Source organism: Saezia sanguinis, from assembly GCF_963921665.1.
GTDB lineage: Bacteria > Pseudomonadota > Gammaproteobacteria > Burkholderiales > Burkholderiaceae_C > Saezia > Saezia sanguinis.
In genome coordinates, this window is the sequence record NZ_CAWUGC010000003.1 from 1 (window position 1) to 25093 (window position 25093).

A 25093-nucleotide genomic window follows, 5' to 3' on the forward strand; every position below is an offset into this window, starting at 1 on the left:
CAATGGCTTTGGCTTCTTCAGAGCGGGCAATGACGCAGCCATCATTGTTGGAGAGTACGACGATAGGACGGCCCTGCAAACTTGGCCGGAATACGCGTTCGCATGAGGCGTAAAAATTGTTCCCATCTAAAAGCGCAAACACAACATCACCTCAACTTCAGGCAGATTGCACTGTATGTATTCACATGGGGTAGCTGATTAGTTCAGCATCGGATGCACCATATGAACCTGTATCATTCGTCAATTTTTCGCAAAATCTCCAGTGGAACCCAACCACTTTGGCCATCAGAGGCGCGGCAGCACCACGCCCAACCGTTCATGGATTTTGAAGCCGTTAATACATCGCCTTCGTCAGTATCCAGTTCACTCGCCGTGTAATCTTCAACAGCTTTGCCATTACAGGTATCAATCCATTCAATGATCTGACCCGGAATCCATCCTTCCTGTTGGTCTGCTGTGGAGCAGAAATACCAGTTATCCCAGCCTTCAGGGCCTTCATATTTCTCTCCAATGACAAGAAGAGCTCCCTTGGCAAAGGTGATTGGTTCGGGGAACTCACTGCGGTGCATGCCAATAGCGATGAATTTCACATGGTCTCCTTGGAGATGAGCATACAGCCTTATGCTGTATTTTTATACAGTATATTGCAAACTGATGAAATTTTCAGCTAGACCTGGAAGCGTTTGATACAGGAGGTCACGACACCCCAGATTTCAACGGTCTGGCCTTCCTTGAAGGTGATCTCAGGATAGGTGGGGTTGGCAGGGCGAAGCCGGACTTTGCCGGGCTTTTTATAGAGATACTTCACAGTGAAATCGCCATCGATCACAGCGACAACGATCTGGCCGTGGGCTGGTTTAATTGCCCGGTCTACAATCAGGGTATCGCCGTCATCAATGCCGGCATCTCTCATCGAGTCCCCGGATACCCGCAACAGGAAAGTGGCCTGGGGGTGTTTGATCAGTTCTTCGGTGAGGTCAATCCGCTTGACATGGAAGTCGTCTGCAGGTGAAGGAAATCCGGCCTGCACGGATGATTCCGCCATCGGTAAGGTCAGCGAGGTAGGATCAATCGAAGTGGGGTTGTCTTTTCTACTGCTCATAGACACTGCATATTATGCCTGCGGGCCTGTATTCAAGATATGGGCGTGGTCATAGTACCGCGATCAGGATTTATTTTGCGGTTTGATCAGCCGTTCACCCTGGTTACGGGCATTGCCGACGGCACGGTCAACCTTGTACCAGGTAAAGTGTTCTGATTGCTGAGAGGCTTCTTCCAGGATTTCTTTGGCCCGTTTAGATGTGGTCGATGGATCCAGCCATTCACGGGCAAGCGCAGGAGGGAGGACGACAGGACGGCGGTCATGGATATCCACCATGCCACCTTGAGCGTCGGCCGTGATGACGACAAAGCCGTCATGTTCAACGTGGCCTGAGAATTCACCAATGGCGGCAAAGAACATGGGTTCTTCGGTTTTAAGGTGAATGTAATAAGGCTGCTTTTTGCCAGGTTCTCCTGTCCACTCATACCAGCCATTGGCAGGGACCACGCAACGGTGCGGCCAGATCGGACGGAAATACTTTGAGTCTGCAACAGTCTCAGAGCGGGCGTTGATCATCGGCGGACGGTTATCTTTGGCCCAGGCTGGTTTCCAGCCCCAGCGTGAAGCTTCAATGGAAATGCCGCGTTCGGTGCTGCAAAAGATTTTGACCAGTGTGGCAGGCGCGACGTTGTATTTTCCGATGGGGATGTTGTCATAACCGCCGAAGAGTTCTTGCTGGGGTTTGAGTGCTTCAAGGTACTCGAAAACTCCGGCAAATTGGACAAAACGACCACACATGTACCCACTGTAAACGATTTAAAAAACAGCGCTATTTTTGTGGGATACGCAAAGATAAATATTACTTGGCTTATTTTAAGTTTCCTTTAGAATGCAAAATTATGAGCGCTCAATTAAGGAGACAAAATGAATAAGACGACTTATGCAAAATTTCAACAGAGATTAGTAGAAATCGTTCATGCTTATCTGAGGCAAAATCCTGAAGCATTGCGTTTAACACAGTCGCATACCGGACATGGAAAAGACAACACAACGCGGCGCAATTATGCTCAGGAGGCTTTAGATACTTTGGTTGGACTTTTGAACGGTTTGAACAACGACGATATTGAAGGTTTTTATCACTGGTGCGGGAAAAATGGCTTAAATACGTAAGCTTTTCTAGAGCTGGGCCGCTATGTCTTTTGCTGTCTTACTGTAGTGGGTATTCTGCAATACTCTTAAGTCACAGTGTCTGCTGATCTTTGTTTGTGTTATTAAATAAACATAAATTTAGGATCTGATGTATAGTGGGTAGCTGGAATGGTTTGTTACTTTAAGTGATTTTTTACTGATTTGTTTAAGGGGCACCATATTTTTATATTTTTTAGGAGCTCCTTAAATGAGTAACAAATTGTACGTTGGTAATTTATCTTATTCTGTTAGTAGCAGTGACCTTGAAAGTGCTTTTGGAGCATATGGTTCTGTTAGTTCTGCTACTGTTTTAATGGATCGTGATACTGGCCGCTCCAAGGGGTTTGGTTTTGTAGAGATGAGTAATCCTAGTGATGCCAAATCTGCTATTTCAGGTCTAAATGGAAAATCATTGGATGGCCGAGATATGATCGTTAACGAAGCAAGGCCTCGTGAAGAAAGGCCTAGCAACGGAAATAGAAGCGGCTTTAATAGAGAAGGTTACGGTAAAAGATGGTAACCTCATCAAATCAATAAAAAGATTAAGTTATAAAAAAAACCACCATCAGGTGGTTTTTTTATTCAAGCGACAAGAAATTTGATTGTGATATATACCGCTTCTGATGCACTCAGGAAGCCTTAAAATTTTTCCGCAATTATTTTATCGACTTCATTTTGGCGGTGGCTTTGGCCTTGTTAACTCGACATGCACCTGCGCCGATTCGCAATCGTCTGTCTGAATGGGGGAGTGAGGTAAACCTGGCGAACGTGATCATCAGTACTCGCTACACGATGGTAAACCCGTTTCCGGGGTATGAGGCGTATGTTGTGGTGCAGCTTCAGTACGGTGGTGGACGGATGAAAAACCCCCGGTAAAGATGGCATATTAGGTCATGCGCCTTGATCGGAACTATAGTATGGCAAACCAATTATAGGAGCAGACATGGGCGTTTCCGATTTTTTGTACATGGCGATCACGCTGCCTGTTTACTTTGCCTTTACGTTATGCTGTTCCATGGCTATAACGTTTATAGCATCTAAACTACTTAACAAGCTGACGTTCCAATTTTTATACAAAAGATGGGGTGTTGCCGCGCTGTCCCTGGTTTGGTACTTTATTTGCCTGTTTTTAACAATACTGCTGACCTGGATCATTTTTTACGCGTTGCTGAGCCTCCTTCCAGTCTCGCTCTCTCTATCCATAGCCGGGACGTTTACATATATAGTAGTGATGGCTTATGTAACATCGTTGATCGCTTCGTTTTTCTTCTACAGGTGGGTGTTCAAAAAAACTGTTTAATCAATGTTTGAAATTCAATTCTGCCTAGTCGTCGACATCACAGACGGCGATACTCTTAAGGCCTGCTGTGGCGAACCTGGAAATTATGAACAAGTGAGGGTGCGCATTGTTTTGCCATAGATGTGCCTGAAAGCAGGTAGGCATTGCTTGGGCCTATGTTCAGTGCGCTAAAACCATCAGCATTTATACGCGGTTCAGGAAGATGTCAAAACCAACAAGCGCGACCTGTGGGTAGATAAAAATACCATTCCACCGCGGGAGTTGAGAAAGAACGGGAGAGGTCAGTGAAGAAAATACTAGCAGTGATATTTTGTGCTTTTGCGATGGTTGGATATACCAAATCATCACCATGCTACTCTCCCAGCGACGTATGCTATAGCGCATATGTTAGCAAGGTGCTGGGAGGCTTTATGCTTAAAATAAGGAAAGATTCAGAAACCGATTTATAGAATATGAACTGTCTTTTGAGGTGGTTTTTTATTCGCCGGATAACGAGGCAGCCGTCTATGATGAGTAGGCGGCTTTTTTATGGGGCAAAAGAAAAGAAGAAATCGTGCTCACCAAAATTTAAAAAATCATCTCAACCGTCAGGAATCCGAAAAGCATGTCGGATGTGAAGATAGCTGCAGCCCACACAGCGAGGGGCAGCTCAATCAACGGCCGGATAAATGGCAAATTAAGTGACAGATGAATGAAATCAATGGGTGTGTACGTAAATGCGATGCAGATATCTGGCCACTGGAGCAGAAAACCTCCTGTTCTACTCGTGAACGCTCGCAGATAAAAAATCCCGCCGTAAAGGGCGGGACAGGGATTTAAGTTAACAAACATTAACTCTGTGTATAAAGAATGGGCTCTTGATACGCAGACGGAGAATACATCTATCAGTGAAGGCTGTCAATGGTATGTAATGTAAAGAAGTCTCATTCACTTTATGTAGTGGCAAAGGCATCAACAGTACTTCAGTTAATTGCAGATCAGAGAAAAATCAACGCCTCACATATTGTGTCTGATAAGCACAACCACGTGGCTGATAAACACGAAAAGTGTGACTTATTTAACGCGTATGAAATCTATAAGCCAAATTGCGCTTGATAGAATGAAAAAAAAGTGCACAAAGAGTACGAGCTCATAAAAAGTGCAATAACAGGTTGGAGATCAAATGAACGGAGCGCATAAAACGGCGAGGAATCAGTCTTTAATGCGATGCGTAATGGCTTCAAAGATAGCAAAAAGTCATTGGTCAGACGCAGCAATCAAAGGCGGGTGGGGATAAAGCTTGCCAATTTGCTGGCGCGACGTCTACGCGTCTGAGCAGTTTGTCCGTTGGGGCTGGACTGGCATTGGGCTATAAGTCTTGGCTTCTGAAATCACGATGACCAATGGACTTACAACAAACTGCATTCCTTTACTAACAGTTCTAACAGTTCGCATCATAGCGGGATAAGTCATTTACGACTATGTGCCCGTCATCGTTGTTCTTTAATTTTGAGCTGCTGGATTGCAATATGGCAGCCACGCAGGGGCAACTTCAACGTTTGATCATTGCAACCAGATATTATTTTCAGGTATTTTTTTGAGAAATAAAACGCTGATTCTTTCTAAGAGATTTTCAAAAATTCAATGGGTATGAAGTTTTGTGTATTTTATATGTGAAAAGAGAGCAGGAGAGATGGAAATGAAAAAAGTTATTCCAAATTCATTGCTGTTATCTTGTTCGGGCGCTACGCTGCTCGGCCAGGTGGTTCCATCTCGGCATGGGCTGGCAGTGGTAAGGAGGTTGCAGTTCTGTGCAAAGGAAGTGGGAAATATCTCATTTTCTTTACAAAGAAAATAGAAATTTTGAGATCAGGCAACAAACGGACAGTGCACATTCATCTATTCAGATAGATGGGTGTCGCCAAACGGGCCGAACCATTTATCGGTGGTTCATATTTGGAAAGCTCGTTTTGGAGGAGACAAAATGAAGCTTGCCAAAGAGCTGCAGAAGTATCTTGATCGAAATGGTTTCATCGTAGATGTACAGGGCCCAGGCCTTAAGGCGCTGGTTATCGATAGAGACGGGAAAGTCATCAGCACAGGAGCCACAGTGCATACAGCAGTAAGAAAAGTTATTTGGTGCGATACATGTTATTGCCAGGAGCATAAGCCGCGAGGTGTGCGCAAAAAGACCGTACGATTTTTGACAGATGAATAGTTTGATCTCACCTTGGGAGCCATAGCATCAACATGGCCAAGTGCTAAAAGAAAGGGCTGAATATGACTGAAAGTGCAGATGAGAAAAGAGCAATTAAAGAACAGGTTACTGATTTGTCACTGGTGCAGGGCAGAGAGCTTTCTATCCTTTGGGATTTAAGTCAGGCAAGAAATGAATTGAGCCGTAAGGATTTCAGCCAGGCATTAATGCACTACCAGTCTGCTCTTTCATCGATATTCAGTTTGGCAAAGTATATTGATAACAACAAGCTTGAGGCACTGCTTCTTGAGATAAAAAGAGTATTGGAAGACATCTACGGCAATGGGGCGCACATTATTACGGGCATACCGAAGTCAATGTTTGAAGAGACTTTTAGGACTGCCAACAAACTTGCAATGAAGAATGGTCTTGATATGCGTACCGATGTGACTGTGCACAACATCCAGATTTTCGAAGACGTGATGGAGTTGGTCAGGCGCTTTCCCAGAGATTCAATGCGAAAAAAGAAACAGGCCAGGCTCCGAAGGGCTGAGTAGCAACAGAATTTTTGTGATGGGGTTTATTCGAAAAGCTCGTTTTGGAGAAAATAAAATGCAGGATTGGTTTTCAAATCGGCTTGTTATCAATGGTGCTCAAGAGCATGTCACTGAGATGAAAAAACTTTTTAGTGCCAATTTGCGCCCAATTCACCAAGAAGCGATTCAGAAAAGTAGAAAACTGTTTGTTGCAGGATGCGCGGGGTTGCTCAGGACCATAAACCCTGTCGGATTCCAGATATATCCTCAATTGGTGCAGGCAGGAATCGGTGCCAATACACCCCAAAACAAAGCGTTTACAGATTGGCTGATTCTGCTGAAAACAGAGCCGGATTTAAATACCAGCATATCCAAAGAGATATGCCTTCTCTATGAAGAAAGCGGATTGGATTTTCGCAGTTGGCAGACGCTGAGTCATACCGAGCAAAACATTGTCAGTGCGCTTTTTTCTCAAAAAAGCGGTGACTGGTTTGATCTTCCGTTCACAGAAAAAGAGATAACCGCACAGCAATGCTGGCAGATGCTTGATGAAATGCCCATATCGTTTGGATTTGATATGCGTTTCCTCATTCCCACGCAGTTGTTTGCGGAAATAAATGGAACATCTGGGAACCTGTTCGATTACCAGTCGACTTTTCACTTATACCATGACCTCTATGAAACCAGATGGCCTCATGGCCTGAATGTGAGGATCAGCCAGCATACAAAGGCAGAGATGGAAATTGACTTTGATACTTTATGGAGCCCGCCTGGAGAACGGGTTATTTCCTCTTTATCAGAAATGTACGGTTGTGACGTCATGCATACTTTTTCGGGGGGAATTCAAAAAATAAGGAAATGTTAAAAATTTCACATATTCCCGTTATCTATTTCGAGAAGACAACAGAAACCAGGCTTTACGTTGCACATCGAAAACGCTATCGTTCCAAGCTAAATGCCACGCATTATGAATTTCTAAAAATGCAAGGTACAAAGGAGTAACTTTACAAATGAAATTAAGGGCAAATCAACCATATTCTCAATCAAGACAATATAAAAATCTGGGGATTCTAACTTCTGCCATTGCAATTGCATTAACCACTGTCGCAGAGCAAGCGCAGGCGGCACAAGTGGTCGCCAACGGCACTTCTGAGACTGCATCGGGGACGTATGATACGGGCACGACCACAGGTACTGCCGGCTATGGTATCTATACGCTCAATAACGGTGTGGTAACCAGTACCGGAACGGTTAATATCGTGACTGGCGGAAGCAGTGTACGTGGCGTTTATGTGGGTACTGGCGGGCAAGTTACGCTTGACCATGATACAACCATTACCCAGACAGGTACCTCCAGCAGAGGGGTTGAAGTTTCCGGAACCACCTCTCTTTTCATTTCGAATGGTGCTTTACACATCAATAGTACCTCGTCAAGCTCTTATGGTGTTTATGTTTCTCAGGGCAAGGCTGAAATGAACGGCGGTGGCAGTATTACAAGCTATTACTATGGCCTGTATGCTGCAAACGCAGCTAACGTGACAGCAAAAGACATGACCATTGAAACCATTGGCACCACTGCGGCTGCTTATATTGTCAGTGGTTCAACTGTGGATTTGACCAATGTGGCACTCATCAATACAGGCAGTTCGAATACGGTTCAGCTATCAGGTGCAGGCAGCAAACTGATTATGAACGGGGGTTCAGTCACGACAAAACTGAATACAACTGCCGGTGCTGCACTGGCTGTAGAACAGGGTGCGGAGTTTGATCTGACAGGTATTGCGATTAATACAAGCACGGATAGTGGGGAAGGCATTGCAGTATCTACCGGTGCTTTTGGCACCATCAGAGACTCGTCGATCACCACTTCAGGCGGGTCCGACGTTGTTGGTGATGCCGGTGCCGGAGCGGTTGGCGTGCGTGCCTACAATGGTGGTTCGGCAACTGTTATCAATACAGATATTATTACGAGCGGTACAGGCAGTGATGGTATTGAGTCACGCGATGCCGGTTCACAAGTCACAATGGTCGGCGGTTCGGTTCAGGTTGCTGCCGATGGAACCATGGGGGTCAGTGCCCGTACGGGAGGTATTGTCCAGATCGGCAATGGCACCCTGGTCACAACATCAGGTCAGGATTCATATGCGCTGTACAGCAGCACAGCAGGCTCTTCTATTGTGGCCGACAATACCAGCGTTGTGACAACAGGCAGCAATGCACATGCTGTGGTGGCTGAGAGCGGCGGGCAAATCCAGCTTAATCAAAGTAATGGGCAGCTAACCAGTACGCAAGGCAATAGCTTATATGCTGAAGGTGGGCAGATTACCGTGGTGCTTGATGGCAGCACGGTACAAAATAACGGTATATTGATTGATGCCCGTGCAGACGCTAGCAATCAGGCGGGCACGGTTGACCTGACCGCCAGTAACCTGACGATGGGCGGAGACATTCAGGCAGATGCGACAAGTATTGTCAACCTGAATTTGCGCAGTGCTGCCTGGAGCGGCAAAGCCACAAATGGCACTGCTTTTGATTTGGACGGTGGCAGTACGTGGAATATGACTGCCAGTTCAGATGTGGCGTCGTTAAACCATGCCGGCGTGATCCGTTATGCCAGCCCTGTCGGCAGAAATTTCAATACATTGACCGTACATAATCAATATACCGGCAACAACGGCACCGTTGTTTTAAATACGGAACTGGGCGCAGACGCTTCGCCAACAGATCGACTGGTGGTTGAAGGCAATACGGCAGGCCAGACCATACTGCAAGTTGTCAACGCAAATGGTGCTGGTGCACTCACCGCAGCAGATGGTATTGAGCTGGTCAGTGTTGCAGGCCAGTCGGACGGCTCATTTAGACTGGGCAACCGGGTTGTTGCCGGGGTCTATGAATATTCACTTTATCAGGGCGGTGTCGGGGCCAATTCAGACAATGGGAATTGGTATTTGCGCTCGACCGGGCAGGTACGCTCAGAAACCGGCGTCTATTTGCGCAACATGGCTGCGGCCAGCACCATGTTTGTTCATACCTTACATGACCGCTTAGGGGAACCCCAGTTTACCGATAAGTACCGGGAGGGAGAACAGGCGCCGGCAGTCTGGGTGCGCATATCGGGCAACCAGACTGACAGCAGGGCTGCAAATGGGCAGATTGATTTGGATACAGACACTTACGTGGTGCATCTGGGCGGCGACCTGGCCCGGTGGAGCAGTAACGGTAATGACCGCATGCATTTTGGTTTGATGGGAGCATATGGCCGCAGTGATATCAACGCAGATACCAGACAGCTCTATACAAACAGCGGATTTAGTGGGACTGCCAGTGGTAAGGTGGATGGCTATAGCGTTGGCGCCTACTTCACATGGTATGGCAATGAAAATAAACCAACAGGTCCCTATATTGATCTGTGGGGACAATATAACTGGTTTAACAATGAAGTCAAAGGCAGCGGACTCGCCAAAGAAAGCTATGACAGCAGCGGCTGGACTGTTTCTGCCGAAGGTGGTTATGCCTTTATCACCATAGATGGACAAACCCGGCAATGGATGATTGAACCACAGGTGCAAATCGCCTTCAACAGCTACAGCGCAGATGATCACCGGGAGATCAACGGCACTTGGGTGAGTAATGGGGATGAAGACAGTATGATCGCCCGCGTGGGTGCCCGTTTTTACAGTCGCGACAAATTGAACGAAAACGCCATCCAACCGTTTGTTGAGGCTAACTGGTGGTACAGCGACCAGCAGAACTCACTATCGTTTAACGGTGTGGCTCTCAGTGATGATACACCCCAAAACACCTATGAACTGAAGGTCGGCCTGCAAGGAGAGATTGCCGACGGCTGGCAGGTATGGGGCCATGTCAATGGGCGCTGGGGGAATAACGGTTATAGCAGCTATGGAGGCATGGTTGGTGTGAAATATAACTTCTGATGTTCAATACTTCTCAAAAGTTAATGAAGTGTTGAGCCCCGGAAATTGGTTGCCCATTATGAATTTTTGATATTGAAGGTTTGCCGATAAGGCCTCAAGTCCAGATGATGGGGCAACCAGATTAAAGAACAGGTTAGATGTATGCATATGCATCTAACCTGTTTTTCTTATTACATGGGTCACGCTGACGCCATTCGCCCGGTTTGTATCGGTCAGCGGCTTGCAAAGCCACTGTATAATTCATTTTCAGCAAATTTTTATTGACAGTGAGCTACCTGATGGCAACCGAAGATTTAATCAATGGGCGATGCGGCTGGTGCGGGACGGACAGCCTGTACATTCAATACCACGATGAAGAATGGGGCCGGCTTGTCACAGATGACAAGGCACTTTTTGAATTCTTCATGCTGGAAAGTGCCCAGGCCGGTTTGAGCTGGATTACCATTTTGCGCAAACGAGAGGGCTACCGGAAAGCCTACTATGATTTTGACGTGCACAAAGTGGCGCAAATGACCGAGCAGGATGTGGAGCGGCTCATGCAGGACGAGGGCATTGTCAGGAACCGGCTCAAACTCAAAGCCGCCATCACCAATGCCAGGCTTTTTATAGCCGTCCAAAAAGAATTCGGCAGTTTTTACAACTACACCCTGTCTTTTTTGCCGGGGCAAAAGCCGATTATCAATCAGCTCAAATCGCTCAAGGACGCACAGGCATCCACGCCTGAGTCAGACGCCATGAGCAGCGACATGAAAAAGCGGGGTTTTAAATTCTTTGGCTCAACAATCTGTTATGCTTATTTGCAGGCCGCAGGGTTTGTGAATGACCATCTGGTGGGTTGCTTTTGCAGAAAATAGAACCACTGATGCTCGTTTAAGAAGAAATAACTTTCTCAGTGCTCTTCATCGTTCAATCTTTTGCAGGTGGCTGGTTTGATGAAGTTACGATCGCTGTTTAAAAAAAGTGATACAGAAATACTTCTGCTTAAGCAAAGCACAAAAGCAATCGTTTTTTATGTGAAAAATGGTAAGGGCTTGCTCTATGAAAAATGCGGATCCTACCAAAATCATGGGCTATGCTGCCTTTTTTGGGGTGCGGTTCCGCTGATTAAATTTCATGGCGATGAGTACATGTGCCCTACTTGCGAACAACTGGTTTGCGCAGGGTATGGGCTGGACAGCACAGAAGAAAGCAAATTACTGCTTGGCCAACTGGGTGAAAAATTAAACGCACCCTATACCGATATTGAAACCTCATTTAATCACTTAAAACCCCTGTTGGGGCTTTTGCAAACAGGGTACTACCAGCTCTCAGATGAGGCACTTTTTCCTACGGATGGAAACGGCCGTTTTTTCTGGGCGATCGATAACACACCATCGGTAAATCCGGCTACAGCCCCAACCTGGGATGCTGACAGATACAGCTACAGCTCGCCTAAACCGCACTATCTGCTGCCAAGTCAGGTGCCTGAGCGGTTCAATATGCACAGGGTGCAGCACTACCAGCAGCAGGACAGTTGCCGTGCGGTTGCTTATTACCACTGTGGCAGCTACCTGTGTACATTGCTTGACGGGCACCATAAAGCCACCGCAGCCGCCCTTCAGGCAAAGCCGGTCAATACCCTTGTCATTTCAGGCCCGCAAAGCATTGTCTACCCGCATGACAAACTCAAGTATTTTCAGTTTTCCCACTTCACCTTAACAGAAAAAGAATGCATCACCAGCTTTAAACAGTTTGTGCGACACAATGATTACAAGCGGATGACGGACGAGGAAACGCAGACCGTCCTGAACCTTCAGAATGCCGCGTTTGACTCCTATCCGTGGAGTGACGATATACTGGCCACATCGGCCCACTATCACGATGCAACGGTACTTGCCGCATTGGAGTTTGCAGGAGACTTATCCGAAAAACGCCTGCATGATATCCTGGCGAACAAGGAAACGGTCTGCGCTTCTACAGTAGGCTACATCATGAACGCCCTTTTTATAACCCAATCCCAGATGGCGGCTCCATTTGCCATGCAGATCTATCAGAGCGGGTTATATAAAGAGTCATGGCAAGATCTGTTTACACAGCTCAGCCAGCATCCATCTGCGGAGGTATCCGAGTTTTTCCTGGAATTTCTCATTGATGACAATGGCGAAAGGCCATGGCTCACAAAAATAGCGAATGCCTATTTGGATGCATTTCCTGAAACCAGCCATTGACTGGCGTGCCTGCCAGACGTAACCTCAAAGGCAACCCCAGAGAGGCAGAGAGGGAATACCGGCAGAGTGTTTTCAGAATGTCCGGCTGTTTAACTGCCGCGCAGTCATCAGCCATCAGCCATCAGCGATCAGCCAGCGGTCAGCGGCACTTCCACCAGTTGTATATGCCTGGGGCCTCTGGGTGAAGCGCCGTAGTAGCGCCTGAACCAGGCGAGCCCGCTTTCTCCTGCCAGATTAACGCGGTAAACACCACCTTTCTCGGTGGCGTGGTACATCCAGATATTCTGGCCGTCTTTCAAAATCAGGCCGACATGGTAAAACGAAATGCCGCCTTTGAATCTGCCGTCCGGTTTGGAGATGGCAAAATAATATATGCGGTCAGCCTGCAACCGGGACAGTATGGCAGCGAAGTCGCTGCTGTCAACGTCAACGCCTCGTAAATCGAGCGCATTCCATAAATGGCTGTCCACGTTTTGGTTTGCATACGGGTTGGGGATCAGTTGACGGGGCAGTCCGTCCGTCAGGTTCAAAATCAGGTCAATTCCAAAATCCCAGTCTTCTCCCATGGGGGCTTCCGGGCCGGAGTCACCCAGCCGGTCGCGCTTGGCTTCATTGAGTGGCAAGGCCTGGCCCCAGATGGCGCGGCTGATGGCGGTCGTCAGGCCGCTGCAATTAAGCCCGGCAGATGCAAATTCCTGGCTTTGATCGGCCCAGCTTGTCCAGCGGCCATGCTCGTCCAGTGCGCCGTCAGCCCGGTAAGGCAGCCCTCTGAAACATTCCATCTTGGCCAGCGGTGTTTGTGCTGTTGCCACACAGGCCTGCGGCGTTTCTGCGCTGGCATGGGCCGACCCGGTCAATAAAACAAAGAAAAATGCGCAGACCCAGATACCGGGCTGGCTCAAAGAAAAACGCATATCGAACTCAAACTTCAAAATGAGGCAATCTGACCACAGGAAAGCATGGCCTTACTGTGCTGTATTCTGCCATCATTCGCAAGATGCAGTTGCCATCCCTATTTTGATGATATGTATGTTGGCAGGACTGCCGGCCTGTTTTTTTATTGCTCTTAACCAGTTTTTAATATTTGGCCGATATCCTTTCATACATGGACGCATTTTTCCTCTGTGGGGAGAAATGCCAGGCTAACCCGGACATGTCTGTTGGATGTGTGCCGTCATCTACTGATAGAGAGGTAAAATATGTTGAAAAATTCTGTGGTTCAAAGTCAATCGGGCAAGCGTGTTCAACCCGGTGTGAGAAAATACGGTTTTATCATGGCGCTGGTGGCGTCGCTGGCGATGCTGGTGCCTGCGGCTGATGTCATGGCCAATGAGGTGAACCGTGTCAATAATGTGGGCGGGTTCAGCGGGCCCGGGCCTGACCTGGTAACCGTGCAGCAGGCTTTGGCCATGCGGGATGACGCCCGGGTTTCCCTGCAGGGCAGCATTACCCGCAGTCTGGGCGATGAAACCTACATGTTTGTTGACGCAACCGGCAGCATTGAGGTGGAGATTGATCACCGTGTCTGGCGCGGGCAGCAGATCACGCCGCAGGATGTGGTGGTTATCTCCGGTGAAGTGGACAGGGAATGGAATCACGTGTCTATCGATGTTTCTTCGGTGGTCAAACCGTAACAGCGCAACACAGGCTTGTGCCGGGGCACTTCGCTTGCGAAAACCGGCAGAGGCGGTTAACCAGGGGGCCGCATGCGTATTCTTCTAATTGAAGACGATCCGATTATTGGTGACGGTATCAAGGCCGGGCTGACCGATCTTGATTATGTGGTGGACTGGTTTACCGATGGCCGCATCGGCCTGCAGGCGGGCAAGAGCGCCGACTACGATGCGGTTGTGCTGGATTTGAGCCTGCCTTCGGTGGACGGGCTGGATATTTTGCAGGCGTGGCGTGCCGGTGGGCAAACGTTTCCGGTGCTGGTATTAACGGCGCGCAGCAGCCTGGAAAACCGGGTGGAAGGGCTGAACCTGGGGGCTGATGATTACCTGGGCAAGCCCTTTGCGCTTGAAGAGCTCAATGCAAGGCTGCGTGCGCTGATCCGCCGCAGCAACGGGACGGCGGCTGCGGTTCTGGTGCATGGGGATGTGACATTTGACCCCGAGCGGCGCCTGGTATGCAAACAGGGCAAAGAGGTTGCACTCAGCCCGAAAGAGATGATGCTGGTGGAGCTGTTTTTGCTGCGCAAAGACAAGGTGCTGTCCAAGGAGCAGATTGAGGAAAAGCTTTACCCATGGGGCGATGAGATTGCCAGCAACGCGGTTGGCGTGCATATCCATCACATCCGCCGTAAACTGGGTGAGGGTTTTATCCAGACCGTTTATGGCCTTGGCTATACCCTGGGAGCACCTGAATAATGGCAAAGCGCACCTGGAGCCTGCGTTTAAGGCTCAGCCTTTTTTTTGCCGTGCTGCTGTTTGTGGCATGGTCGGTGGCGGCGGTATTTTCCTGGTGGCAAAGCAAGCGGCACATTGATACGTTCTTTGACACGCAGCAGATGCTGTTTGCCAAGCAACTGGCTTCAGCCGAATATGTGTCTGTGGCAGGCCATCTTCCTGATACAGACGACATGCTGTCTGACCATGGCGATGAGGGCGATCAGGAGGATGACGCCCTGGCGTTTGCCGTGTTCCGCGCTGATGGCACGCTGTTGCTCAACGACGGGGAAGAGGGCAAACACTTTCCATTCATGCCGCATGCCAGTGGGTTTATCAACATGCATGTGGATGGTGACCCATGGCGCATTGTCTGGCTGACTTCGCTGGATGGGCAGGTGGTTGTTGCTGTCGGGCAGGAGCTTGAATACCGCGACGATATGGCGTTTGCCATGCTTGCCGGCCAGATGCTGCCCTGGGTGTTGCTGCTGCCGGTGCTGCTGTTTGGGCTGGTCTGGATGCTGACGCGCGAACTTGCACCGTTGCGCGGTGTGGCGGGCAACCTGGAAAAACGCCCGCCTGAAGACACTTCCCCCATTGAGATGGATGTTCAATCTGAAGTGCGGCCACTGGTGAATGCGCTCAACAGCCTGTTTGTGCGCATTGACGCCATGCTCCGGCGCGAGCGGGTATTCATTTCTGATGCGGCGCACGAACTGCGCACCCCCCTGGCGGGGCTCAGTGTACAGGCACAGGTGGCGCGCAATGCCAAACAAGCTGAAACCCGCGACCATGCGCTCGCACAGATGCAAAAAGGCATTGGCCGCGCCAGCCGTCTGGTGGAGCAGTTGCTGACGCTGTTCCGGCTTGAGTCTTTGGATGCCGGAAAAAAACAGGCCACCCCCCAGCATTACCTGGGCCAGGCACAGCTGAGATGGGACCAGCTTGTGCAAACGGCGGTCGCGGATTTTGAAGCACAGGCAGAGGCCAAAGGCATCACATTGTCTGTATGCGATGAATCCCAGGAACGCACCGTGCTGGGGCAACCTGAACTGCTGGAAATTTTACTGCGCAACATCATTGGCAATGCAGTCAAATACACGCCCGAGGCAGGAGAGATTGCCGTCTGCCTGAACACCACGGGGCTGACAGTGAGCAACACCAGCACCGGGATGGATGCGGCCACGGTGGCACGGCTGGGCGAGCGCTTTTTCAGGCCTCCGGGGCAAGCCGAATCCGGCAGCGGGCTCGGGCTTTCCATTGCACAGCGCATTGCACAACTGCACGGGTTGAACATGGACATCAACGCCAGCCAGGGGCGGTTTACAGTAACGGTGGCGTTTTCCCCTGCCTGAGCACCTGAGGTTGGCAGGCCCGCCGGTGCTGTTGCAGTCAGCGCCTTATCAGAGCGATGTCAGTGCGCTATTAACGCAGTTGCTGCCATTGCGCAATGGCAGCAGGCAACTCCGCCAATGTGGGCATTTCTGCAATGGGTGCGGGCGCGCCTTCGGGCGCCTGTAGACCAATGCGGTTATGCCAGAATGTCGGAATACCGACTTTCGCGGTGCCAAACAGGTCGTAAGCAGAACCCGCGACAAAAACCGCTTCATCCGCTTTGGTGCCGGCAAGTTCCAGCGCCAGCTGGTAAGGGCGCGGGTCGGGCTTATAAAATCCGGCCTGGTCTGATGTGACCACCACATCAAAAGGCACCCCGACAAGCTCTGCGGCCATATGTCCCAGGCGGTTGGAGCAGTTGGTAACCACGCCCAGCCGGTACTGCTGTTTTAATGTGCGCAGCACAGCGGCTGCTTCAGGCCAGGGGCGAAGGTTTTTCCAGTTGTCGTCAAGTTGCTGCGCCAGGCGGCCATCCAGGCCGGCTTCCAGCGCGGCTTCTCGCACCAGCGTTTCGTATGGGCGGTACGCACCGCAGCCATAGGTGAGTTTCAGGTAAGTCATGCGCCACTTTTTTCCCAGTGCTTCTGAGCCGGCGGTTTCGTTCCAGACCTGCCACGAATCAAGCAGTGCGGTGAGCAGGTCAAACAAAATGATGCGGGTGGTGCTGGCAAGTGAATGGCCAGGTAATGATGGGTTGGCTTGGGGCTGGCTCATGACTCTTTCCTCCAAATGAAATGATGACCTGGGTTAAACCTCATCCACCTGTGCGACAGCGTTGATTTCAATCAGGGCGCCGTAATGCAGCGTGTTGCAGGGCACAATGGTTCGGGCAGGTTTGGCATCTTTCAAAAATTCGCTGTAGACCTGATTAACCACGGGCCACAGCGCGATGTCGGAAATAAAAATCTGCACATTCAGCAGGTTTGGAAGCGATGACCCGGCGCTGATTAATACCGCTTCCACATTCTTCAGCGCCTGCAGGGTCTGGGCCTCAATGCCTTCGGGCAGTACCTTGGAATCCAGCGGAAAAGGCAGTTGCCCTGATACAAATACAAGCTTGCCTGCCACTGTGGCATGGCTGTAGTGGCCTGCGGGCAATGTGACCTGGGGGCTGTTGATTGTTTTCATATAAACCTTTGGTGTTACGAGGGTGTGTTAACACGTTCTAGCCAGTATAGCCAGCGGATGGTTAAGAGTAAATTAAGTATTGGTAACTGTTTCATTAAGCAAAATTGAAATGAAATCGGCCATGCATATATTCTTTTTGAGATGTGGCTATGCAGAGCGGCTGTGCATTCAGCCACGCTTTTTGGCATGGCTTTGCCAGGGCGGCACAGGTGCAAACTGCTGTTTCAGCATAACCATGAAAGCGCGTACCCGTTCCGGGATGCCTTTGCGCTGGTGTGTCAGCGCAATGACCGGCGCATCGGGCAGCTTCCATCTGGGCAGCAGGCGCACCAGAAGGCCTTGTGAAATGGCCTGCTCAACATCCCACTGTGAGCGCATGACAATGCCCAGCCCTGCTTGCGCCCACGTGCGCACCACGTCGCCGTCGTTGCTGGTCAGTGTGGGCGCGATGCGGATGGTCTGTTTTTTGTTTTTCTGCTCAAAACTCCACAACGTGTTGTCTTCGTTGTTTTCCAGCAGGGCAATGCAGGGCAGGTTCAACAAGTCCTGCGGTGTTGACGGTGTGCCGCAGCGCTCAAGCAGTGCTGGCGCCGCACAGATAAAGCGCTGGTTCGGTGCAATGGTATGCGCAATGAGGTTGGAGCTGGAAAGCTCCCCGATGTGCAAAACAAGGTCAAACCGGTCCTGCTCTTCCAGCAGGGGCTGCTCTGAGAGTTTCAGCAGCACTTCAACATCCGGGTACAGGTGGTGAAACTGCGCAACAATGGCCGTCAGGTATTTCCTGCCAAAGCCAAAAGGGGCGTTGATTTTTAAGCTGCCTACCAGCTTGCCGTGCTGTTGCATCACCTCTTCCCAAAGTGCCTTGTGCTGTTGTAGCAAATGCGCGCCTTTGTGGCACAGCAGCTCACCCTCTTGCGTAAAGTGCAGCCGCCTGGCGGTGCGGTCAACCAGATGAATTCCCAGCCGCGCTTCCAGTTGCTTGAGCCTTTGCGTGACCGCAGAAGGGGTGACGTTAAGTAACCGCGCCGCGCCGATCAGTGTGCCGTGTGTTTTGATGGCGAGCAGAAATTGAAGGTCCAGTGTATCAATCATCATGCAACCTGATTTAAGTTTAGAAAAACTAAACCATAGAGTTAAAAAGTATTAATTTATACTTAAAGATACTCTGTTTATACTGGGCACAACATGATGGAGGTCATAATGCCCACGCAAGCAACTCAAATACCGGCTGGCCCCGAGACGCCTTATCTTTTGCTGGATGTGCGTAAGCTCGATGTCAATATTCGGCGCATGAAAGCACACCTGGCGCCGTTAAAGGTGACGTTGCGGCCCCATGTCAAAACGAATAAATCAATCCCGGTGGCAAGCCGCTTTTTTGATACAGCCGCAAAGCCCATTACCGTTTCAACGCTGCATGAAGCGGACTTTTTCTTTCAGCACGGGTTTACGGATATTTTGTACGGCGTGGCGATTGCCCCGAATAAGTTCGGGCACGTCAGAGAGTTGCTGCTGGCCGGGGTCGATCTCAAGCTGATTTTGGATAATACGCAGACTGCCCGGCTTTTGCTGGACTTTGCGTTGCAGCACCGGCTGCCGCTCAAGGTGCTGCTTGAAATTGACAGTGACGGCCACCGCTCCGGCCTGCCGCCGTGCGCGCCGGAAATTGAAGAGATTGTGAAACTGCTGCAAGGCAGCCCGGTGGATATTGTTGGCGTGATGACGCACGCGGGCAATTCGTACAACAGCCGCTCAATGGCAGAAATTGAGCGCTACGCCGACCAGGAGCGCGATGCCGTGGTTGCCAGCGCCGACATGCTCAGGACGCTGGGCGTGCACGTGCGTATGGTGAGCGTGGGTTCCACCCCCACCGCATTATTCAGTAAAGACCTGAAGGGGGTGACCGAAGTCAGGGCCGGGGTGTTTGCGTTTTTTGACCTGGTCATGGCTGGCCTTGGTGTGTGCGGGTTGAATAACATTGCGCTGTCTGTTGCTACCACAGTGATCGGGCATCAGGAAGAAAAAGGCTGGATCATTACCGATGCGGGCTGGATGGCCTTATCGCGTGACCGTGGCACTGCCAGCCAGAAAGTTGACCAGGGTTATGGCGTGGTGTGCAACATGCAGGGCGAGCCGATAGATGATTTGATTGTGGTTGCCGCCAACCAGGAGCACGGTATTATCAGCTCCAGAAGCGGCGGCCCCGTAAACCTGCTGCCGGTAGGCACACCACTGCGCATTCTGCCCAACCATGCCTGCTCCACGGCGGCACAGTATGGTGGCTACCACCTGCTGCATGGTGAAGATGAAGGTGCCGCTTACTGGCCCAGAATCAACGGGTGGGCATAGAGGCCGGCACTGTGCTGATACACTGTGAGGCAGAAAGGCGGGCAGAGCAGGATCAGGTCAGGCGTGCTTCAATTGCGCACACATGTGCTGAATAGCGGATTTGGCCTGCTGAAAATAAGCGTCTTGCGGGTTGGCCTGTAATACGAAATTCACCTTTCCCAGCAGGCTGGCAAGGTACCGCATTACACCATTGTGTCCGTGCGGGAGGTAGGTTTGATCTGCGGTTTGGGTTAAATGGGACTGCACGCCGTATTTCTGACAGAAGTAAATCTCTTTTCTTAACGCCTTGCGGTACTGGACTGGCGCCTGCACTTTTTCATTGACAACCAGGCCGGTTACCAACTGTTGCTGGTGCCGGGTGGAGAGCCTGATTTTCTTCAGGTTAAGGCTAAACCCCATGGCCTGCAAAAAATTCTGCACCTTGTTTTTAACGGCGCGGGCATCCAGGTCGCCGGAAAACACCATGTCGTCACAATAGCGGGTGTAGGTAATGCCGCGTTCGCTGCACCAGCGCCCCATATGGTCGTCAAACGGTTTCAGCACCAGGTTGGATATGGCTGCAGAGGTCGGCGCGCCCTGTGGCAGGTAGTCGCGATAACAGCACAGGTGTGTGAGCAGTGTTCTGACCGAAGGCGGAAAGTAGACATAGGGGAAGGACTGGCTATAAACCATTGGGAACGTGATGGTGCCAAAAAAATCCTCAATATCCAGCCTGAGCACCTGCGGTTGCCTGAGGTGGGGCATTGCATTGGCGAAGACATTGGCTTTGGGATGGTAGGCTGTGGCATGCGGGGAAACAGGCATTTCCGCCAGAACATGGTGCAGGATATTTTTCTGTACCTGCTTGAGCAAAGGGTCGGGTACCAGCAGGTGGCGCGCAGAGCCATCACGCTTGGGAATGACGGCACAGGCATAATGCTTGCCGATGTGCCTGCTGAGCGCATACAGGCAGGCAATCTGTTTTTCACCCGTCCATGCTGTGTTGCCAAACAGCCTGAAAGACAACAACAGTTCCTTGCAGTGCTCAGCGGTGCAGTACTTCCATAAATCGTTGTCTGGCACTTTGGCTCCTATCACACGGGTCGTGAAAAACCCTGGAGAAAAAGGGCAGAGGCAATACGCTAAAGTGATTCCATCATATGTGGAGGTGTACCGAAAAGCCGAAGGCTATGCGCACATGCAATGTGCAGCGGTACATTGGAGCATATGATGGTCTGAGTTTTCCAGGTAACCATTTACCGGCAACGACTCGCTGCCGGTCCAGATGAGGTTGACTCATCCGGATAAGCTATTGCCTCTGCGGCAGATTATATGCAAGAGCACCTGAACAATCAAACCGCCGGTACGCCAAGGGTGTGTTGATGCCCTCTGTATGAATTCGTAAAAAGCACATGGGCACGCAAAGCAGGGCGGGCACGATGCGGCAACATCACATCCGGCATGCTCCGGCATACTCAGGCAGATGGGGGCAAAAACAGGCGTTTAATTACCGTGACATTGTAGAATGCAACAAGGCCGGGCATAGGGTCAAAATACCCTGCGCCAGGCGGCTGATGTGCTGTGCACCGGGCCATGCCAATGCCGGTATACATACCGGTATGGCGCATGGATCAGAACCGGTGAATCGTCAGAAACGCGTTGTTGAACCATTTAGAATGTAGGGGCGGGATTTCTTTTGGGTATATATTTGAAGCATCGTTTGGTGGCCGTGCTGTTGTGGGCATCTGTGCTGATGGGCATGATCGGTATTGTCTGGGCCTGCGGCGGCGGGGGCTGGCCGCCACAGGCGCTCAGTAACAGGGACTGGACACTGCGTGCAACGCCTTACAACAGCCTGTCTTATGAATTAAAACAGATTGGACAACTGACAGCGGAAGACCTGCCACTGAGAAGCGAAGTCGTGCAGCGCCCGGATGTCAGCGCTGAGCAAAAGCAGCAGATTTTACAGATGCGCCAGGCGGCTGATGGCGATCAGGCGTATCAGCTAGGCGCTGGGTTGCCGGAGGATGTCCGGCTGTATACAGCTGCGGCAGTGGATTATCACCTTTATACATCGGGGAATGCAGGCTACCCGGTCTGGGAGCGGGCGCGCAAAAGGTTTGAGGCCGTGTTGGCGTTAAATCCGCAAGAGGCACAACTGCGCTCATCCTGGGCAGCCTTCATGCTTGGGCGCATGCATCTGCGGCAAATCACCATGCCGCAGGCGCAGCCGATAGGTGCTTCATTACAGACTTACCAGCAGGCACAAAGTACAAAAGCGCAGCAGTATTTTCAGCTCACGCGCGAACTGGTGCGCTCAGGCGCCAATGATGCAGAAGGGCTGGCGGTAACCAGCCTGGGGGAAGAGGCCAGGGCACACATCTGGTATTGCAGCTGGCCTGAAATATACAATAGCTCTTTTGAAACACTTCCAACAACCGGGTGCTCTGAATCGTTGCAGGCAGAGGATTTCCGGCAAGCCTTCTCTTTGTATGCCAGGCAGGTACTGGCGCATGATCAGGGCAGCAGTGATGGAGATGGCGGTGGCTACACGTCATTGATATTCGTTTCAGGGTTTGTGTATCGCCATCCGCAGTTGTTTGCACATCTGTTAAACGACCCTGTGGCAAGGCGTGTGCTGGTGACTGACGGCATGCGGCGCACAATCGACCGCAGGGATGGTTCCTATCCGCAGGAAGCCGATGCATTTCGGGACGGGTATCTGAGCACGCTGGCAGATGCGATGGCGGCTTTGCCTGATACCGGGCCTCATGAAGATGCGGACCGATTGGCGGCTTTGGCTTACCGCACCGGGCGCTACGATCTGGCGGCCAGGTTTGTGCAGATATCCGATTCGCCGCTGGTGGCCTGGGTGGGCGCCAAGCTGGCCTTGCAAAAAGGCGACCTGAATGCCGCCGCAGATGCCTATGCACTGGCGTTGCAGGCATTTGCGCAAAATGATTTACCTACCCCCAGCATTGCCCCCGGCAATGAAGCGCTTGTGTATGCCGAGTCAGGTGTGCTGGCGCTGGCACGCAGCGACTACATGCAGGCCATGCAGCTTTTATGGATGGCATACCAAAGAAATGCTGAGTTGGAGGCAGACAATCCGGATGCGTGGTATTTCAATCAGGACAGCGACAGAAAGTTTTTTTACTATGGGGATGCCACTTATCTGGCCGAGCGCATCCTGACCACCGATGAACTCAAATTGTTCGTAGATACGCATGTGCCTGCAACAGACGGTGTCGAATTGACGAGCGGCGCATGTGCCTATCGGCCTGCCAGCGGCAATGACTGCCTGCGCTGGCTGCTGGCCAGGAGGTTGATGCGCGATGCCCGTTATGACGAAGCCGCTTCCTATTTTCCGGCGTCATATGCCAACATGTCTGGCGAGCATGTAGACCTGCCTGCACAGGCGCAGGCCTATGCTCAGGCGTTGAGTGACAGCGGGCGTTTCTGGCAGACGGATATCACAAAGGCGCAGCACCTGTTCAATGCGGCCATGCTTTTGCGGTTGTATGGCAAAGAGCTCATCGGCTACCAGGGACACTTAGGTAATGACAATTGGGCAGGGGTACACAAGGGGCCCCCCATTTCGTATATGCGGCAGACTTTTGCCGCTTCTGACTGGGAGGGGGCGGACGAGCTTGCCCGCTACAACGCAACCGTTTCGCAACCCGAAAAGCGCTGGTATTACCGCCATGTGGCCATTGGTCTGGTGGAACAGGCGGCAGACAAGGTACCTGCCCGCTCGCAGGCCTTTGCCGCCATGCTGTGCCATGCAAGCGGCTGGGGCGATGACGAGAGCAAAAAACGCCTGTATGCACGCTATGTGCGTGAGGGCGCGATGGTGGACTGGGGATTCAACCCCGACTATTGCCCTGAGCCTGACTTTGACAAAGCCCGCCGTGATTACTGGCAACTGACCTATCAGGCGCTGGTCCGCCGGTTTGGTGCGCCTTTAGTATGGAGTGTGGCAGGGGCAGGTTTGCTTGCCTGTTTGTTATTGCCTGTGTGGGCCGGCATCCGTTACAGGAGAAAGCGCGCAGAACCCAAAGCAGGCAACAACGGTTGATCTGGCTTTAACAATGTATTCCGCAATTTTTTCAGCCGGGTGGCGGCATGTGTAAAACAAGATGGAGGCATGGCGTATTAGGCTTTGCCATGCTGTTGCTGGCCTTGCTGGGCGCAGCGTGCAGGCAGGAACCTGTGCAGATGGTGCACGAGGCCTATATCTGGCAGCGCCTGTGGAATCCCGCTGTGGTGGATGCCGTGCACCAGGCCACCCCGGCAATTGGGCAATGGCGTGTTTTGGCCGCTCAGGCCCATTCCGAACGTGGCCTTTATCAGGTAGCGCCTGACTGGGCCGCTTTAACGGCCAGCGGTAAAAGCGTGGTGGCCGTGGTGCGTATTGACGGGCACCTTGGCATGGCAGACGCGGCCTTGTGGGCCGGGCAGATTGCTGACGTGTGGCAAACATGGCATAACGCAAGCACTTTGGTGGTGGGGCTGGAAATTGACTATGATTGCGGCACGCAGCGCCTGGGCGAATATACGCAATTTCTGCGCCTGCTCAGGTCCAAACTGCCGCCCGATGCCACACTGTCCATCACCGCATTGCCTGACTGGCTGAATTCAGCCGATCTTGTGGAACTGCTGTCTGCGGTTGATACCTCCGTTTTGCAGGTGCATGCCGTATCCAGCCTGCAACAGGGCCTGTTTAATGCCGATGATGCATTGAAGTGGGTGCAGGCCTATTCGTTGCAAACACCGCACCCGTTTATGGTGGCGTTGCCGAACTACGGCTCGCGCGTCACTTGGGATGAAAAAGATAACGTTGTTGCCGTTACCAGTGAAGCGCCTTCACACGTGCTGTCGCAACATGCCCGTGAACTGCTGGTGGAGCCGCAGCAGATGGCCGAATTTATCGCCACCTTGCAAAGCAAGGCGGTGCCGCATCTCAAAGGCATTGTCTGGTTCCGGCTGCCAACGGCACAGGACCGGCGGGCCTGGAGCCTGAACACCTGGCTGGCCGTGGTCCGGGGTGACGCTTTGCAGACAGATGTTCATGCTTTCCTTTTGCCTTCGCCGCAGCAACCGGGGCTGTACCAGGTGATGCTTGAAAACAAAGGTGAGGTGGATGCCCCGTTGCCGCTGAAAGTGTTATTGCCAGCAGAGTGCCTTTATGCCGATGGTTTGACCGGCTACAGCCTGGCATCTGAAACCGGCGCCATGCGGCTGGTGCGGCAGCACCCCGGTATGCTGCGTGCGCAACAAACGCGGGAAATAGGCTGGGCCCGCTGTTCAGAGGTACGCGTTTTGCAACTGGGGGTTGAAAAATAGCGCACGCAGCCTGTCGTGCAGCAATTCACGTGTGGAAGAAATATACCAAAGAGTGATCACTTCGTGGAAGAAGCGGCTGTTTCCTGATTTTTAGAATGCTGCCTGACAGGTGCGTGCTGCATTCCACA

The 25093-nt window shown here is 51.3% G+C and carries 21 protein-coding genes and 1 pseudogene; 13 read left to right on the top strand and 9 right to left on the bottom strand.

All coding sequences use genetic code 11. From position 1 onward, the window contains the following. The 4 genes and pseudogenes from AACY98_RS02780 to AACY98_RS02795 form a co-directional block, all read right to left on the bottom strand. Nucleotides 1–142: pseudogene (locus tag AACY98_RS02780) on the bottom strand (Y-family DNA polymerase); the annotation flags it as partial. 91 nt (nucleotides 143–233) lie between these two features. Next, the gene (locus AACY98_RS02785) at nucleotides 234–590 is read right to left on the bottom strand and encodes an SH3 domain-containing protein (RefSeq protein ID WP_339801317.1); all 357 of its coding nucleotides are present in this window, start codon (nucleotides 588–590) and stop codon (nucleotides 234–236) included. Nucleotides 591–667: 77 nt separating this feature from the next. Next, entirely contained in the window at nucleotides 668–1102 is a 435-nt protein-coding gene (locus AACY98_RS02790; protein WP_339801320.1) for a LexA family protein, read from the bottom strand. Nucleotides 1103–1165: 63 nt separating this feature from the next. Beyond that, the gene (locus tag AACY98_RS02795; RefSeq protein WP_339801322.1) at nucleotides 1166–1840 is read right to left on the bottom strand and encodes an SOS response-associated peptidase; all 675 of its coding nucleotides are present in this window, start codon (nucleotides 1838–1840) and stop codon (nucleotides 1166–1168) included. Nucleotides 1841–1966: 126 nt separating this feature from the next. Between AACY98_RS02795 and AACY98_RS02800 the strand changes: the two genes are divergently transcribed. The 7 genes from AACY98_RS02800 to AACY98_RS02830 all read left to right on the top strand — a co-directional run bounded on the left by AACY98_RS02800 (nucleotide 1967) and on the right by AACY98_RS02830 (nucleotide 12384). Beyond that, nucleotides 1967–2212 carry a hypothetical protein gene (locus AACY98_RS02800; protein ID WP_339801325.1) on the top strand — a complete coding sequence of 82 codons (246 nt, stop codon included), beginning with the start codon at nucleotides 1967–1969 and terminating at the stop codon, nucleotides 2210–2212. Nucleotides 2213–2438: 226 nt separating this feature from the next. Then, nucleotides 2439–2750: an RNA recognition motif domain-containing protein gene (locus AACY98_RS02805; RefSeq protein ID WP_423817509.1), complete on the top strand. Its 312-nt coding sequence runs from the start codon at nucleotides 2439–2441 to the stop codon at nucleotides 2748–2750. Between the two features lie 3039 nt (nucleotides 2751–5789). Continuing rightward, nucleotides 5790–6263, top strand: a complete 474-nt coding sequence (locus tag AACY98_RS02810; RefSeq protein ID WP_339801327.1) for a hypothetical protein — start codon at nucleotides 5790–5792, stop codon at nucleotides 6261–6263. 16 nt (nucleotides 6264–6279) lie between these two features. Then, nucleotides 6280–7107: a DUF1281 domain-containing protein gene (locus tag AACY98_RS02815; RefSeq protein ID WP_339801329.1), complete on the top strand. Its 828-nt coding sequence runs from the start codon at nucleotides 6280–6282 to the stop codon at nucleotides 7105–7107. Nucleotides 7108–7252: 145 nt separating this feature from the next. Beyond that, complete coding sequence (locus AACY98_RS02820) at nucleotides 7253–10177, top strand: autotransporter outer membrane beta-barrel domain-containing protein (protein ID WP_339801332.1); 2925 nt, start codon at nucleotides 7253–7255, stop codon at nucleotides 10175–10177. A 278-nt stretch (nucleotides 10178–10455) separates the two neighbouring features. After that, a complete protein-coding gene (locus AACY98_RS02825; protein ID WP_339801335.1) occupies nucleotides 10456–11031 on the top strand; it encodes a DNA-3-methyladenine glycosylase I in 576 nt (191 codons plus the stop codon). A 273-nt stretch (nucleotides 11032–11304) separates the two neighbouring features. Continuing rightward, complete coding sequence (locus AACY98_RS02830; protein ID WP_339801337.1) at nucleotides 11305–12384, top strand: hypothetical protein; 1080 nt, start codon at nucleotides 11305–11307, stop codon at nucleotides 12382–12384. Between the two features lie 128 nt (nucleotides 12385–12512). Here the strand turns inward: AACY98_RS02830 and AACY98_RS02835 are convergent, their stop codons facing one another. Next, the gene (locus AACY98_RS02835; RefSeq protein ID WP_339801340.1) at nucleotides 12513–13298 is read right to left on the bottom strand and encodes a hypothetical protein; all 786 of its coding nucleotides are present in this window, start codon (nucleotides 13296–13298) and stop codon (nucleotides 12513–12515) included. A gap of 285 nt (nucleotides 13299–13583) precedes the next feature. Here AACY98_RS02835 and AACY98_RS02840 point away from each other — a divergent pair, with 285 nt between their 5' ends. The 3 genes from AACY98_RS02840 (at nucleotide 13584) to qseC (ending at nucleotide 16126) form a co-directional block, all read left to right on the top strand. Beyond that, nucleotides 13584–14018: a YgiW/YdeI family stress tolerance OB fold protein gene (locus tag AACY98_RS02840; protein ID WP_339801341.1), complete on the top strand. Its 435-nt coding sequence runs from the start codon at nucleotides 13584–13586 to the stop codon at nucleotides 14016–14018. 72 nt (nucleotides 14019–14090) lie between these two features. Continuing rightward, a complete protein-coding gene (locus AACY98_RS02845) occupies nucleotides 14091–14753 on the top strand; it encodes a response regulator (RefSeq protein ID WP_339801343.1) in 663 nt (220 codons plus the stop codon). Then, nucleotides 14753–16126, top strand: coding sequence for a quorum sensing histidine kinase QseC (gene qseC, locus AACY98_RS02850; RefSeq protein WP_339801345.1), 1374 nt, complete (start codon nucleotides 14753–14755; stop codon nucleotides 16124–16126). The genes AACY98_RS02845 and qseC overlap by 1 nt, the downstream gene beginning before the upstream one ends. 70 nt (nucleotides 16127–16196) lie before the next feature. Here qseC and AACY98_RS02855 read toward each other — a convergent pair whose 3' ends face one another. From AACY98_RS02855 to AACY98_RS02865, 3 genes are all read right to left on the bottom strand, one after another. Continuing rightward, complete coding sequence (locus AACY98_RS02855) at nucleotides 16197–16880, bottom strand: HAD-IA family hydrolase (protein ID WP_339801348.1); 684 nt, start codon at nucleotides 16878–16880, stop codon at nucleotides 16197–16199. A 33-nt stretch (nucleotides 16881–16913) separates the two neighbouring features. After that, nucleotides 16914–17294 carry a RidA family protein gene (locus AACY98_RS02860; protein WP_339801350.1) on the bottom strand — a complete coding sequence of 127 codons (381 nt, stop codon included), beginning with the start codon at nucleotides 17292–17294 and terminating at the stop codon, nucleotides 16914–16916. 168 nt (nucleotides 17295–17462) lie between these two features. Further along, nucleotides 17463–18386: a LysR family transcriptional regulator gene (locus AACY98_RS02865; RefSeq protein ID WP_339801608.1), complete on the bottom strand. Its 924-nt coding sequence runs from the start codon at nucleotides 18384–18386 to the stop codon at nucleotides 17463–17465. Nucleotides 18387–18494: 108 nt separating this feature from the next. Between AACY98_RS02865 and AACY98_RS02870 the strand changes: the two genes are divergently transcribed. Further along, entirely contained in the window at nucleotides 18495–19640 is a 1146-nt protein-coding gene (locus AACY98_RS02870) for an alanine racemase (RefSeq protein ID WP_339801353.1), read from the top strand. Between the two features lie 57 nt (nucleotides 19641–19697). On the opposite strand, the gene AACY98_RS02875 is transcribed toward AACY98_RS02870, so the two are convergent. Next, entirely contained in the window at nucleotides 19698–20702 is a 1005-nt protein-coding gene (locus AACY98_RS02875) for a reverse transcriptase family protein (RefSeq protein WP_339801356.1), read from the bottom strand. 625 nt (nucleotides 20703–21327) lie between these two features. Here AACY98_RS02875 and AACY98_RS02880 point away from each other — a divergent pair. Together AACY98_RS02880 and AACY98_RS02885 are read left to right on the top strand one after the other, a co-directional pair. Continuing rightward, the gene (locus tag AACY98_RS02880) at nucleotides 21328–23697 is read left to right on the top strand and encodes a hypothetical protein (protein ID WP_339801358.1); all 2370 of its coding nucleotides are present in this window, start codon (nucleotides 21328–21330) and stop codon (nucleotides 23695–23697) included. 47 nt (nucleotides 23698–23744) lie between these two features. Further along, nucleotides 23745–24965, top strand: coding sequence for a DUF3142 domain-containing protein (locus tag AACY98_RS02885; RefSeq protein WP_339801361.1), 1221 nt, complete (start codon nucleotides 23745–23747; stop codon nucleotides 24963–24965). Nucleotides 24966–25093 lie beyond the last annotated feature (128 nt).

Coding starts and splice junctions, on each gene's coding strand:
- AACY98_RS02790 (WP_339801320.1), bottom strand. CDS start 1,102: ATGAGCAGTAGAAAAGACAACCCCACTTCGATTGATCCTACCTCGCTG.
- AACY98_RS02795 (WP_339801322.1), bottom strand. CDS start 1,840: ATGTGTGGTCGTTTTGTCCAATTTGCCGGAGTTTTCGAGTACCTTGAA.
- AACY98_RS02800 (WP_339801325.1), top strand. CDS start 1,967: ATGAATAAGACGACTTATGCAAAATTTCAACAGAGATTAGTAGAAATC.
- AACY98_RS02805 (WP_423817509.1), top strand. CDS start 2,439: ATGAGTAACAAATTGTACGTTGGTAATTTATCTTATTCTGTTAGTAGC.
- AACY98_RS02810 (WP_339801327.1), top strand. CDS start 5,790: ATGACTGAAAGTGCAGATGAGAAAAGAGCAATTAAAGAACAGGTTACT.
- AACY98_RS02815 (WP_339801329.1), top strand. CDS start 6,280: ATGGGGTTTATTCGAAAAGCTCGTTTTGGAGAAAATAAAATGCAGGAT.
- AACY98_RS02820 (WP_339801332.1), top strand. CDS start 7,253: ATGAAATTAAGGGCAAATCAACCATATTCTCAATCAAGACAATATAAA.
- AACY98_RS02825 (WP_339801335.1), top strand. CDS start 10,456: ATGGCAACCGAAGATTTAATCAATGGGCGATGCGGCTGGTGCGGGACG.
- AACY98_RS02830 (WP_339801337.1), top strand. CDS start 11,305: ATGTGCCCTACTTGCGAACAACTGGTTTGCGCAGGGTATGGGCTGGAC.
- AACY98_RS02835 (WP_339801340.1), bottom strand. CDS start 13,298: ATGCGTTTTTCTTTGAGCCAGCCCGGTATCTGGGTCTGCGCATTTTTC.
- AACY98_RS02840 (WP_339801341.1), top strand. CDS start 13,584: ATGTTGAAAAATTCTGTGGTTCAAAGTCAATCGGGCAAGCGTGTTCAA.
- AACY98_RS02845 (WP_339801343.1), top strand. CDS start 14,091: ATGCGTATTCTTCTAATTGAAGACGATCCGATTATTGGTGACGGTATC.
- qseC (WP_339801345.1), top strand. CDS start 14,753: ATGGCAAAGCGCACCTGGAGCCTGCGTTTAAGGCTCAGCCTTTTTTTT.
- AACY98_RS02855 (WP_339801348.1), bottom strand. CDS start 16,880: ATGAGCCAGCCCCAAGCCAACCCATCATTACCTGGCCATTCACTTGCC.
- AACY98_RS02860 (WP_339801350.1), bottom strand. CDS start 17,294: ATGAAAACAATCAACAGCCCCCAGGTCACATTGCCCGCAGGCCACTAC.
- AACY98_RS02865 (WP_339801608.1), bottom strand. CDS start 18,386: ATGATTGATACACTGGACCTTCAATTTCTGCTCGCCATCAAAACACAC.
- AACY98_RS02870 (WP_339801353.1), top strand. CDS start 18,495: ATGCCCACGCAAGCAACTCAAATACCGGCTGGCCCCGAGACGCCTTAT.
- AACY98_RS02885 (WP_339801361.1), top strand. CDS start 23,745: ATGTGTAAAACAAGATGGAGGCATGGCGTATTAGGCTTTGCCATGCTG.